Genomic DNA, 12384 nt, shown 5'->3' with positions numbered 1-12384 from the left:
GGAGGCGAGGACGGACACCGTCCGCGGAGGTCTGCCAACGCCGCGTGCGGCACCGGGCGATGAGGCCCCTATGAGGTTCGGCGCAGTGCGCGCAGTCCGCGCAACCCGATGACGCCGATGACCGTCCCCAAGACAAAGGACACGACGGCGAGCGTCAGGTGGACCCAGAAGTACGCGGTGGGGTCGCCGGCGTCGTCGAAGGCGAGCCCGCTGCCGTCCTTCCAGAGGTTTTTGACGAAAGTGACCCAAATGACCCAGCTCCACACCCCGAAGGCGAGCAGGAACCAGGAGACGGGGCGGCTGAGCTTCATACGTTCAGTATCAGGGCCCCTCTCCCGTGACCGACGCCAGGGTGGGGACAGTCACAGCCCCCGGGGTGAGCGGGGTCACGGCCGCCGAGGTGGGGGCGAAGTGACACATGCCACCTCGGCGTCCTCGTCCCCGACGGCTGCCTGTACGTTCTCGTCCGTGCCCGCGTTGACGAAGATCGCCGCCATGACCACCGCCATGGCCGCCTCCGCCGCCCTGTTGTCCCTCTCGGCCGCAGCGCCCGCGCTCGCGGACGGCGAGCCGGGCAAGGACAAGGCGCACCCCCCGACCTCGATGTCGACGGTCGGCGGCACCCGGCTGGGCCGGCCCGGCACCCAGGTCCAGCTCGGGGCGGGCGCCCCGGTGCTGCCGAAGGAGAAGGACCTCAGCGCCCGTTCCTGGATCGTCGCCGACGCCGAGTCGGGCGAGATCCTCGCCGCGCACAACGCGCACTGGAGGCTGCCCCCGGCGAGCACGATGAAGATGCTGTTCGCGGACACCGTGCTGCCGAAGTTCCCGAAGACCACCGAGCACAAGGTGGAGCCCTCCGACCTGGCGGGCATGGGCGTCGGCTCCAGCCTCGTCGGGATCCAGGAGGGCCAGTCCTACAGCGTCCACGACCTGTGGCTCGGGGTGTTCCTGCGGTCCGGCAACGATGCCGTGCACGTGCTGTCGGCGATGAACGGCGGGGTCCCGCAGACGGTCAAGGACATGCAGGCGCACGCCGACGAACTCCAGGCCCTCGACACCCATGTCGTCAGCCCGGACGGCTACGACATGCCGAGGCAGGTCTCGTCGGCGTACGACCTGACGCTGTTCGCGCGCTCCGGGCTCCAGAAGAAGGACTTCCGCGAGTACTGCTCGACGGTGCGCGCGCAGTTCCCGGGCGAGGCGAAGAAGGGCAAGAAGCGCCCGACCTTCGAGATCCAGAACACCAACCGGCTGCTCAGCGGCGACTACGGGCTCTCCCCCTACAAGGGCATCGCGGGCGTGAAGAACGGCAACACGACGAACGCGGGTGCCACCTTCACCGGGGTCGCCGAGCGCAACGGCAGGGTGCTGCTGGTCACCGTGATGAACCCGTCCGAGCCGGTGCACGACGAGGTCTACCGGGAGGCCGGACGGCTGCTCGACTGGGGCTTCAAGGCGGCCGGGAAGGTCACCCCGGTGGGTGAGCTGGTGCCGCCGAAGAGCGCGCGGACGAACGCCGGGAGCGGCGGCAAGGGCAACCACGGGAGCAAGTCCTCCGAGAGCGGCACCTCGGGCGCCTCGCAGGCCGCCGGCCACGGGTCCGGCGGGATGGGCGTCGCCGCCGCCATCACGGGCGGCGTGCTCGTGCTCCTCGCGGGCGGCGCCTTCCTGGTCAACCGCCGCTGGCCGCGGCGCCGTCACCGGGGCTGACGCGGAATCCGGGGACGACGGGCCGAGCCACCGGCCGGGCGGCTCAGGAGCCCGTGGGCTCGGGAGCGGCGCCGTCGTCCCCGGCGGCCTCGGCCGTCCGTTGCGCCGCACCCGGCCCCGTCGCCGTCCATCCGGCGCAGTACAGGAGCAGCTTCGCGGTGAAGTTGATCCACAGCAGCAGCGCGACGGGCACCCCGAACGCGCCGTACATGCTCTTCGCCGCGACCCCCCTGATGTAGCCGCCGAGCAGCATCTTCAGCAGCTCGAACCCGGCCGCGCCCATCAGGCCGGCGGTCAGCAGCGACCGCCGGGTCGGCTGGACGCCGGGCAGCAGCGTCAGGACGTACAGCAGGATCAGGACGTCCGCGAGGACGGCCACCGCGAAGGCCGCCACCTGGAGCAGTACGCCGCCCCAGCCCGCCCGGTCGATGCCGAGCCGGTCCGCCGTCCAGCCGACCGCGGACGACGCGAGCGCCGAGGCGAAGAACGACGCGAGCCCCGCACAGCCGAGCCCGGCGAGGATCCCGGCGTCCTTCACCTTGCGCAGGAGCGGGTTCCCCTCGCTGTCGGGCAGCCTCCACACGGTGCGCAGGCACTCCCGCATGGAACCCACCCAGCTGATGCCGGTGAGCAGCAGCACCGCGGCGGCGATGACGCCGATGGTGGCGGCATTGGCGACGAGCGCCCCGATGTCGAGCTGGTCGGCGATGCCGGGCACCTGCTCGGCGAGCTTGTCCTGGAGCTTGCGCTGGCCCTCGGCGCCGAGGGTGGCGGCGGCGACCGCGGCGGCGACGGTGAGCAGCGGGAAGAGCGACAGAAAGCTGATGAAGGTCATCGCCGCGGCGAGCCTGGTCCACTTCACCTCGTCCAGCCGCTCGTACGCCTTCCAGGCGTGCGTGGTCATCAGCCGGGTGACGAGCGGCCCCACGACGGGCAGTTTCTTCAGCCAGTCCATGGTGTGTCCCTGCCCCCGATCGGGGCGGCGATCCCCGCCGTGCCCGGCGCCGCGATGCCACCCGGACCGGGCGCCGCGATGCCACTCGTCCCCGGCGTCACGGCCCCGCCCGCCTTCGGTGCGCCGAAGACCAGGGTGCGCGTGCCCCAGAAGCGCAGCACCGTCGCCAGGGCCATGCCGACCCCCGCGCCGGAGACCGTGTCCGCGCGCTGCGAGGTGAGGCCTAGGCCGTAGTGGGACACGCCGATGCACAGCAGCTGGACCAGGGCGCCCGCGACGTTCACGGCGAGGAAGACGCCGTACCGGCGCAGCCGGCTCTCCGGCTGCGCCGCCGCACGGCCGCGGTACGTCCCGAGGGCGTTGCCCGTGTACGCGACCGTGCACCCGGCCACGAACGACAGCGACTTGGCGGTGATCGGGTCGAGCCCGGCCGGTCCGCGCAGCCAGACGAAGAGCCCGAGGTCGGCCGCGTAGGCACAGATCCCGGCGGTGGCGAAGCCGGCGAGCTCAGGACCGAGCGACCGCAGCCGGGCCGCGGCCGCCGCCCCCAGCGACCGCAGCCGCACGACGGCGCCGGTCACCAGCCCGCGACCGCGAGCCCGTACATCGCCAGCCAGATCAGGCCGATGAACGCGAGTGCCCGGTCGTGCAGCACCACGTCCTCCGGCTCGCCCGCCGAGCCCCGGTCGGCGAAGACGGCGTAGCGCAGGACCGCGAGGATGAACGCGACCATGGACAGCTGACGCCACGGCAGCATCGCGCCGCTGTGCCCGCCGCCCTCCAGCGCCCACAGGCAGTAGCCGAGCACGGCGACCCCGGCCGCGAGCTGCCAGACGAACCGGAGGTAGCCGGTGGTGTACTCGGTGAGCAGGGCCCGGGTCGCGCCGCCGTGGCCCGCCATCTGGACGGCCTCCGAGTAGCGCTTGGCGGAGACCATGAACAGCGCGCCGAAGCCGGTGGTGATGAGGAACCAGCGCGACAGCGGGATGCCCAGCGCGAGGCCGCCGATCATCGCCCGCATCAGAAAGCCGGTGGTCACGACGGCCAGGTCCACGACGAGGACGTGTTTGAGGCTGAGGCAGTACGCGAGCTGCATGACGACGTACGCGGTCAGCAGCACCGAGGTGAGTGGGGTGCACAGCACCGCTGCCGCGGTGGGCGCGAGGACGGCGAGCAGGCCGCCGACGGTGTACGCGACGGAGACCGGGACCTGCCCCGCGGCCACCGGACGGCGGCACTTGACCGGGTGGGCGCGGTCGGCGGCGGCGTCACGCGCGTCGTTGATCAGGTACACGGCGGACGCGGCGGCCGTGAACAGGGCGAAGACGACGGCGAGTTGCTCGAGCGCCACACGGGTGAACAGATCACCGGCCGCCGCCGGGGCGGCCACGACCAGGGAGTTCTTCACCCACTGACGGGGGCGGGCGGTCTTCAGCAGGCCGAGCGGGAGGGCGAGCCGTCCGTGTGCGGGGCGGGAGGGGACACCGCCGGAGCGGTCACCGGCGCGGGGGGCGACAAGTACGGTGCGCTCAGGCATGGGCGGCGCTCCGGAGCGTCGCCGCGGCACTCGCCGCCGTTTCCGCCGTGGCCGCGGGCGCCCGCATCCACCGCGCGCCGACGCGGGCCGTGAGCGCGCCGAGAGCGGCACCCGCGGCCACATCCGTGGGGTAGTGGACGCCGACGACCAGACGGGCGACGCACATCGCGGCGGCTACCGGCGGCACGAGGCGGGCGCCGGCCGGGCGCAGGGCGCCGTACGCGACGGCCGCGGCCGCCGCCGACGTGGCGTGCGAGCTGGGGAAGGAGTGCCGGCCCGCCGTGCGGACCAGCGGCTCGACATGCCCGGGACGCGGTCGGCGCACGAGGCGCTTGACGCCCATGCTCGCCAGATGGGCGGCGGCGGTCAGGGCCGTGCCGCGCAGCCAGCCGGCGCGCCGCTCACGGTCGACGGCGGCTCCGGCGAGCCCCGCGGCGAGCCAGAGCGCGCCGTGTTCACCGGTCCAGGACAGGACGCGCGCAGCGCGCGCCACCCGCGGGTCCGTGCCGCAGTCGCGCAGCGCCGACACCAACCGGTGGTCCATGTCGTGCAGGTGCTCATACATAGCTCTACGCAACATCCGATTAATTGCGACCGTATTGAACGACACTCCCTGAATCGGCCATTTCGGTGAGCACTACTCCATATTCGACAAACGTCATGGGCGGGGCGATACGGTCGCGGTCATGCCTCCCGCGCAGTCCGCTCCCCCTGCTCCCGATTCCGGTCCCGTTCCCGAGTCCCTCCCCGTCCCCGTCACCGGCTGGGGCCGCACCGCCCCGACGGCCGCGCTGGTCGTCCGGCCCCGCAGCTACGAGGAGGCGGTCGCCGCCGTGCGCGCCTGCGCGGGCCCGGGGCGGCGCGGCGGCATCGCCCGGGGTCTCGGCCGTGCGTACGGGGACGCCGCGCAGAACGCGGGCGGCGCCGTGCTCGACATGACCGGCCTCGACCGCATCCACGCCATCGACGTGGCCGCCGGCACGGTGCTGTGCGACGCGGGCGTCAGCCTGCACCGGCTGATGGAGGTGCTGCTGCCGCTCGGCTGGTTCGTGCCGGTGACGCCCGGCACCCGCTATGTGACCGTCGGCGGGGCGATCGGCGCGGACATCCACGGCAAGAACCACCACGGGTCGGGGTCGTTCGCGCGGCATGTCCTCGCGATGGAGCTGCTGACGGCCGACGGCGAGGTGCGCGGCATCGAGCCCGGCACCCCGCTCTTCGACGCGACGGCCGGCGGCATGGGCCTGACGGGGATCATCCTCACCGCCACGGTCCGCCTCCAGCCCGTCGAGACGTCCCTGATGACCGTCGACACCGAACGGGCCGCGGACCTCGACGACCTGATGGCCCGTCTGACCGCCACCGACCACCGCTACCGCTACTCGGTCGCCTGGATCGATCTCCTCGCCCGCGGTACGTCGATGGGGCGCTCGGTGCTGACCCGTGGCGACCACGCCCCGCTGGACGCGCTGGGGCCGCGCGCCCGCCGGGACCCGCTGGCCTTCCGGCCCGGGCGGCTGCCGGCCGCGCCCCGGTACGTCCCCGAAGGGCTGCTCGGGCGCCGCACGGTGGGGCTGTTCAACGAGCTCTGGTACCGCAAGGCCCCCAAGTGCCGCACCGGGGAACTGCAGAGGCTGTCCACGTTCTTCCACCCGCTGGACGGCGTCCCGCACTGGAACCGCGTGTACGGGCGCAGCGGCTTCGTGCAGTACCAGTTCGTCGTCGGGTACGGCAAGGAGGAGGCGCTGCGCCGGATCGTGGCCCGTATCTCGGAGCGCCGCTGCCCCTCCTTCCTCGCGGTGCTGAAGCGGTTCGGGGACGGCGATCCGGGGTGGCTGTCCTTCCCGATGCCGGGCTGGACCCTGGCCCTGGACATCCCGGCGAACCTGCCGGGGCTCGGCGCCTTCCTCGACGAGCTGGACGAGGAGGTCGCCGCCGCCGACGGACGGGTCTACCTCGCGAAGGACGCGCGGCTGCGCCCGGAACTGCTCGCCCCGATGTACCCGCGCCTCGCCGACTTCCGCGCCCTGCGCGCGGAACTGGACCCGCACGGCACGTTCACCTCGGACCTGTCCCGCCGTCTCGCCCTCTAGGGGGTGTCTCGTCGACCATGCCGGATCAGGGAGCCTGCCAAGCCCCGCGAGCCCGGCCTGATCGGCAGGACACCCCCTGGGCATCCGCTCGCTGGTCCGACCCGATCCGCACGACACCCGCTAGGAGCCGGCACTCATGAAGGACGCCTTCGGTACCCCCCAGTCCCTGCTCGTCCTCGGCGGGACCTCCGAGATCGCGCTGGCCACGGCGCGCCGTCTCGTCGCCCGCCGCACCCGCACGGTGTGGCTCGCCGGACGGCCCTCGCCCGCGCTGGAGGCGGCCGCCGAACATCTCAGGTCCCTGGGCGCCGACGCCCGCACCGTCGCCTTCGACGCGCTGGACACCGAGGCGCACGAGGAGGTCCTCGGCAAGGTCTTCGCGGACGGGGACGTCGACATGGTGCTGCTCGCCTTCGGCGTCCTCGGCGACCAGGCACGGGACGAGTCGGACCCGGGATCGGCGGTGCGCGTCGCCCAGACCAACTACACGGGGGCGGTCTCGGCGGGCCTGGTCTGCGCGAAGGCGCTCCAGGGGCAGGGTCACGGCTCCCTGGTGGTGCTGTCGTCGGTGGCGGGCGAGCGGGCGCGCCGCTCCAACTTCATCTACGGGTCGAGCAAGGCCGGCCTCGACGCGTTCGCCCAGGGCCTCGGCGACGCCCTGCACGGCACCGGGGTGCACGTGATGGTCGTACGTCCCGGCTTCGTCCGCTCCAGGATGACCGCGGGCCTGGCCGAGGTGCCGCTCGCGACCACCCCCGACGCGGTGGCGGCGGCCATCGAGACGGGTCTGCGCCGCCGCTCCGAGACGGTGTGGGTGCCGGGCGCGCTGCGCGTGGTCATGTCGGCGCTGCGGCACGTGCCGCGGACGGTCTTCCGGCGCCTGCCGGTGTGAGGCCGGGCCGCCCGTGCGGCGCCGGGCGCACGGGCGGCGCCGCTCAGCGGGGCGACGGCAGCGTGGTGCTCTGTTCCTCCGGTGCCGACGCCTGCGCCGGGACGGTCGGCCCGCCGAAGACGAACTCGCGCAGCTTGCGCCACACCCCGTCGGCACCCTGCTCGTACAGCGCGAAGCCGGTGCAGGGCCAGGCGGCCTCATACTGCGCCAGCTCCTCGTACGCCCGGTCCATCGCCGCCTCGTCGATGCCGTGCGCGACGGTCACGTGCGGGTGGTACGGGAACTGCAGCTCGCGGGTGACGGGCCCGGAGTCGTCCCGGACCCGCTGCTGGAGCCGTGTGCACTCCGCCGCGCCCTCGACGACCCGGACGTACACGACCGGCGAGAGCGGCCGGAAGGTACCGGTCCCGGACAGCCGCATCGGGAAGGGGCGCCCCGCCCCGGCCACCCGCACGAGATGCGCCTCGACGGCGGGCAGCTCGGACGCCTCGATCTCGGTCGGCGGCAGCAGCGTGACGTGGGTGGGGATACCGTGCGCCGCGGCGTCGCCGAAGCCCGCACGCCGCTCCTGGAGCAGGCTGCCGTGAGGCTCCGGGACCGCGATCGACACACCGATCGTTACGGTCCCCACGTCGTACTCCCGTCGTCCGTGTTGTGGCAGGGGTGGCTTCTGGTGGTGCTGCTTCCCGTGGCTGGAGCTCAGTGCTTGGCGGGCAGGAAGCCCACCCTGTCGTACGCCTGGGAGAGGGTCTCCGCGGCGACGGCGCGCGCCTTCTCGGCGCCCTTGGCCAGGATCGAGTCGAGGGTCTCCGGGTCGTCCATGTACTGCTGCGTACGCTCCCGGAACGGGGTCACGAACTCGACCATGACCTCGGCGAGGTCCGTCTTGAGCGCACCGTAGCCCTTGCCGGTGTACTTCTCCTCCAGTTCCGGGATTCCGAGCCCGGTGAGCGTGGAGTAGATGGTCAGCAGATTGCTGACGCCGGGCTTCTCCGCGGCGTCGTAGCGGATCACCGTGTCGGTGTCGGTGACCGCGCTCTTCACCTTCTTGGCGGTGGTCTTCGGCTCGTCGAGGAGGTTGATCAGGCCCTTCGGCGTGGATGCCGACTTGCTCATCTTGATCGACGGGTCCTGGAGGTCGTAGATCTTCGCCGTCTCCTTGAGGATGTACGGCGACGGGACCGTGAACGTCTGCCCGAAGCGGCCGTTGAACCGCTCGGCGAGGTCCCGCGTGAGCTCGATGTGCTGGCGCTGGTCCTCGCCCACCGGGACCTGGTCGGCCTGGTAGAGCAGGATGTCCGCGACCTGGAGGACCGGGTAGGTGAAAAGGCCGACGCTCGCGCGGTCGGCGCCCTGCTTGGCCGACTTGTCCTTGAACTGGGTCATGCGGGAGGCCTCGCCGAAACCGGTGAAGCAGTTCATCACCCAGGCGAGCTGCGCGTGCTCGGGGACATGGCTCTGGACGAACAGGGTGCAGCGGTCCGGGTCGAGTCCGGCGGCGAGCAGCTGGGCCGCGGCGAGCCGGGTGTTGGCCCGCAGCTCCTTCGGGTCCTGCGGCACCGTGATCGCGTGCAGGTCGACCACCATGTAGAAGGCGTCGTGGGTTTCCTGCAGGGCCACCCACTGGCGGACCGCACCGAGGTAGTTGCCGAGGTGGAACGAGCCCGCGGTGGGCTGGATTCCGGAGAGCACGCGGGGACTGTCAGAAGCCATGCTCACCATTCTCTCAGGTGCGCGCGACAGCTCGGGAACGGATCGTCCACAGCTTCGGAACCGATCTTCACGACGGGTACCGGAGGGGCCGGGCCTGCCCCCGCCGCGCCGCGGCCGCTCCGTCCCGGCGCCGGACGCACGCCAGCGGCCCGGGCTGTGCCGGGCCGCCGGCGTGTTCGGTGCGGCAGGTGCGGTGCGGACGGTCAGGCGAGGTCGATGCCCGGGTAGAGCGGGAAGCCGTCCAGCAGGTCGGACGCGCGCCGGGAGATCTCGTCGGCGACCTTCGCGTCCAGCGTGTGCTGGGCCTTCGACGGGGTGCCCTTCGGGGTCGTACCGGGCTCCGTCGCCGTCAGCACCCGGTCGATCATGGCGGCGATCTCGTCCATCTCGGCGGTGCCGAGACCACGGGTGGTGAGCGCGGGGGTGCCGATCCGGATGCCCGAGGTGTACCAGGCGCCGTTCGGGTCCTGCGGGATCGCGTTGCGGTTGGTGACGACGCCGGAATCCAGGAGCGCGGCCTCGGCCTGGCGCCCGGTGAGGCCGTAGGAGCTCGCCACGTCGATCAGGTTCAGGTGGTTGTCGGTGCCGCCGGTGACCAGGGTCGCGCCGCGCCGCATCAGCCCCTCGGCGAGGGCGCGCGAGTTGTCCACGATCGCCTGCGCGTAGTCGCGGAACTCGGGGCGGCGGGCCTCGGCGAACGCGACCGCCTTGGCGGCCATGACGTGCGGCAGCGGGCCGCCGAGCACCATCGGGCAGCCCCGGTCGACCTGGTCCTTGAGGGACGCGTCGCACAGCACCATGCCGCCGCGCGGGCCGCGCAGCGACTTGTGCGTGGTGGTCGTGACGATCTGGGCGTGCGGCACCGGGTCGAAGTCGCCGGTCAGCACCTTGCCGGCGACCAGGCCCGCGAAGTGCGCCATGTCGACCATCAGGGTCGCGCCCACCTCGTCGGCGATCTCCCGCATGATCCGGAAGTTCACCAGGCGCGGGTACGCGGAGTAGCCGGCGACGATGATCATCGGGCGGAACTCGCGGGCCGTCGCGCGCAGCGCGTCGTAGTCCAGGAGGCCGGTGGCCGGGTCGGTGCCGTAGGACCGCTGCTCGAACATCTTGCCGGAGATATTGGGCCGGAAGCCGTGCGTGAGGTGGCCGCCCGCGTCCAGGGACATGCCGAGCATGCGCTGGTTGCCGAGGGCGCTGCGCAGCTCGGCCCAGTCGGCCTCGGTGAGGTCGTTGACGTTGCGCACGCCCGCCCGCTCCAGGGCCGGGGCCTCGACGCGCTGCGCGAGGACGGCCCAGAAGGCGACCAGGTTGGCGTCGATGCCGGAGTGCGGCTGGACATAGGCGTGGGCGGCGCCGAAGAGCTCCCGGGCGTGCTCGGCGGCGAGGGCCTCGACGGTGTCGACATTGCGGCAGCCGGCGTAGAAGCGACGGCCGACGGTGCCCTCGGCGTACTTGTCGCTCATCCAGTTGCCCATGGCCAGGAGGGTGGCCGGGGACGCGTAGTTCTCGCTGGCGATGAGCTTCAGCATGGCCCGCTGGTCGGCGAGTTCCTGGCCGATCGCGTCGGCCACACGGGGCTCGACGGCCCGGACGACGTCGAGTGCGGCGCGGTACGCGTCGGTCTCACGGGAGGAAGGGGTGCTGGACATGATGGCGGGACCTCCGGATTCCACTACGGCTCACGGGTCGGCCCAGGCGCGCGGCACTGGATCGCCCCGCCTTCTCGAAGGCACGGCGCGGACCGCTCCCTGATGGTCATTCCCATCCCAGCACGCCAGTCACGGTCCGCCCTCACTCTACCGGCAGGGTTCGGCCGCCCAGGTGGTGCCCGGCAAGATCGGCCGGAACGGGGAGCCGGCTGATCCGCGGGAGACACGGCCCCGGGGTCCGACCGGCCTTCGACGTGGCGTTCGAGAGGGCGTTCGACATCGCGCGCCCGCGGCGGACGCGTGCCGGGACCCGGGCCCCCTCGGGCGGCCGGAAGACGCCCCACCAGTGGCGTGAGAGGGCTTCCCGACCGAATGGGTGCTGCCTTTGTTGGTGACCTATTCAGTTTGGCGAGCGACGATACATGTCAGTCAGAACTTCCGACGTGCGGCCGGGTCCCACCCTGCCCGCTGCGGCCACGAGGCACAGAACGGAGATCCCGTTGTCTGCTAGGGATGCAACGAACGCGACGGACCGGGCGATCGCGGGCGCCGAGGCGCACAGCGCCCACAACTACCACCCGCTGCCCGTCGTGGTCGCGACGGCGGAGGGCGCCTGGATGACCGACGTCGAGGGGCGCCGGTACCTCGACATGCTCGCCGGCTACTCGGCGCTCAACTTCGGCCACGGCAACCGCCGTCTCATCGACGCGGCGAAGGCGCAGCTGGAGCGGGTCACGCTGACGTCGCGGGCGTTCCACCACGACCGGTTCGCGGACTTCTGCACGCAGCTCGCCGAGCTGTGCGGCATGGAGATGGTGCTGCCCATGAACACGGGCGCGGAGGCCGTGGAGACGGCCGTGAAGACGGCGCGGAAGTGGGGCTACCGGGTCAAGGGCGTGCCGGACGGCGCGGCGAAGATCGTCGTCGCGTCCGACAACTTCCACGGGCGCACCACGACGATCGTCAGCTTCTCCACGGACCCGGAGGCGCGGGCCGACTTCGGTCCGTACACGCCCGGCTTCGAGATCGTGCCGTACGGCGACCTGGCGGCGCTGCGCGCGGCGGTCACCGACGACACCGTCGCGGTGCTGCTGGAGCCGATCCAGGGCGAGGCGGGCGTACTGGTGCCGCCGGCCGGCTATCTCGCCGGGGTGCGCGAGGTGACCCGCGAGCGGAACGTCCTGTTCATCGCGGACGAGATCCAGTCGGGTCTCGGCCGCACCGGCCGTACCTTCGCGTGCGAGCACGAGGACGTGGTGCCGGACATGTACGTGCTCGGCAAGGCGCTCGGCGGTGGTGTGGTGCCGGTGTCGGCGGTGGTGTCGAGGGCCGACGTGCTGGGGGTGTACCGGCCGGGCGAGCACGGTTCGACGTTCGGCGGGAACCCGCTGGCCTGTGCCGTGGCGCTGGAGGTGATCGCCATGCTGCGCAGCGGCGAGTACCAGCAGCGGGCCGCCGAGCTGGGCGAGCACCTGCACCACGAGCTGCGGCTCCTCACCGGCGGGCCGGGCAGCGCGGTACGGGAGGTGCGCGGCCGGGGCCTGTGGGCCGGTGTCGACATCGACCCGGCGTACGGCACGGGCCGGGAGATCTCCGAGAAGCTGATGGCCCGGGGCGTGCTGGTGAAGGACACCCACGGCTCGACGATCCGTATCGCGCCCCCGCTGGTGATCAGCAAGGAGGACCTGGACTGGGGCCTGGACCAGCTCAGGGCGGTGCTGAGCTAGCCCAGCGCAGCGCTCCCGGGCAGGTCCGCGCCCGCCCGTCCGGCGGCCCGGCGCGGCCCGGGAGCTCGGCGGCCTCCCGGGCCCTGGGTCGCCCGGGGCCCGGGG

At 72.7% G+C, this 12384-nt stretch carries 12 protein-coding genes and 1 riboswitch; of the genes, 4 read left to right on the top strand and 8 right to left on the bottom strand.

The window, feature by feature from the left end:
• Positions 1–68 precede the first annotated feature (68 nt).
• Positions 69–311, bottom strand: coding sequence for an SCO4848 family membrane protein (locus tag ACWCP6_RS04515; protein WP_450930826.1), 243 nt, complete (start codon positions 309–311; stop codon positions 69–71).
• Positions 312–468: 157 nt separating this feature from the next.
• Here ACWCP6_RS04515 and ACWCP6_RS04510 point away from each other — a divergent pair, with 157 nt between their 5' ends.
• Positions 469–1710 carry a D-alanyl-D-alanine carboxypeptidase family protein gene (locus ACWCP6_RS04510; RefSeq protein WP_450930825.1) on the top strand — a complete coding sequence of 414 codons (1242 nt, stop codon included), beginning with the start codon at positions 469–471 and terminating at the stop codon, positions 1708–1710.
• Positions 1711–1753: 43 nt separating this feature from the next.
• Here ACWCP6_RS04510 and ACWCP6_RS04505 read toward each other — a convergent pair whose 3' ends face one another.
• From ACWCP6_RS04505 to ACWCP6_RS04490, 4 genes are read right to left on the bottom strand one after another with little or no spacing between them, the layout of a single operon-like run.
• A complete protein-coding gene (locus tag ACWCP6_RS04505; RefSeq protein ID WP_450930824.1) occupies positions 1754–2665 on the bottom strand; it encodes a YihY/virulence factor BrkB family protein in 912 nt (303 codons plus the stop codon).
• Positions 2653–3231 (bottom strand): GtrA family protein, encoded by a 579-nt coding sequence (locus ACWCP6_RS04500; RefSeq protein ID WP_450931103.1) that lies wholly within the window; start codon positions 3229–3231, stop codon positions 2653–2655. The genes ACWCP6_RS04505 and ACWCP6_RS04500 overlap by 13 nt, the downstream gene beginning before the upstream one ends.
• A gap of 11 nt (positions 3232–3242) precedes the next feature.
• On the bottom strand, positions 3243–4202 hold the full coding sequence (locus tag ACWCP6_RS04495) for a decaprenyl-phosphate phosphoribosyltransferase (protein WP_450930823.1): 960 nt from the start codon (positions 4200–4202) through the stop codon (positions 3243–3245).
• A complete protein-coding gene (locus ACWCP6_RS04490; protein WP_450930822.1) occupies positions 4195–4767 on the bottom strand; it encodes a phosphatase PAP2 family protein in 573 nt (190 codons plus the stop codon). The genes ACWCP6_RS04495 and ACWCP6_RS04490 overlap by 8 nt, the downstream gene beginning before the upstream one ends.
• A 121-nt stretch (positions 4768–4888) precedes the next feature.
• On the opposite strand from ACWCP6_RS04490, the gene ACWCP6_RS04485 reads away from it, so the two are divergent.
• Both ACWCP6_RS04485 and ACWCP6_RS04480 read left to right on the top strand, forming a co-directional pair.
• Positions 4889–6295 (top strand): FAD-binding protein, encoded by a 1407-nt coding sequence (locus ACWCP6_RS04485; RefSeq protein WP_450930821.1) that lies wholly within the window; start codon positions 4889–4891, stop codon positions 6293–6295.
• A 136-nt stretch (positions 6296–6431) separates the two neighbouring features.
• Positions 6432–7187: a decaprenylphospho-beta-D-erythro-pentofuranosid-2-ulose 2-reductase gene (locus ACWCP6_RS04480; RefSeq protein WP_450930820.1), complete on the top strand. Its 756-nt coding sequence runs from the start codon at positions 6432–6434 to the stop codon at positions 7185–7187.
• 43 nt (positions 7188–7230) lie between these two features.
• Here the strand turns inward: ACWCP6_RS04480 and ACWCP6_RS04475 are convergent, their stop codons facing one another.
• The 3 genes from ACWCP6_RS04475 to ACWCP6_RS04465 form a co-directional block, all read right to left on the bottom strand.
• Entirely contained in the window at positions 7231–7818 is a 588-nt protein-coding gene (locus tag ACWCP6_RS04475) for a 2'-5' RNA ligase family protein (RefSeq protein WP_450930819.1), read from the bottom strand.
• Positions 7819–7886: 68 nt separating this feature from the next.
• Positions 7887–8900, bottom strand: a complete 1014-nt coding sequence (trpS, locus tag ACWCP6_RS04470; RefSeq protein WP_450930818.1) for a tryptophan--tRNA ligase — start codon at positions 8898–8900, stop codon at positions 7887–7889.
• Between the two features lie 203 nt (positions 8901–9103).
• Positions 9104–10552, bottom strand: a complete 1449-nt coding sequence (locus tag ACWCP6_RS04465) for a glycine hydroxymethyltransferase (RefSeq protein ID WP_450930817.1) — start codon at positions 10550–10552, stop codon at positions 9104–9106.
• Between the two features lie 33 nt (positions 10553–10585).
• Positions 10586–10695, bottom strand: a riboswitch (ZMP/ZTP riboswitch).
• Positions 10696–11052: 357 nt separating this feature from the next.
• Between ACWCP6_RS04465 and rocD the strand changes: the two genes are divergently transcribed.
• Positions 11053–12279, top strand: a complete 1227-nt coding sequence (gene rocD / locus ACWCP6_RS04460) for an ornithine--oxo-acid transaminase (RefSeq protein WP_450930816.1) — start codon at positions 11053–11055, stop codon at positions 12277–12279.
• Positions 12280–12384 lie beyond the last annotated feature (105 nt).

The organism is Streptomyces sp. NPDC002004 (assembly GCF_053593975.1).
Note: the sequence above shows the minus strand (reverse complement) of the source record. Positions and strands in the feature narration are given on the sequence as shown.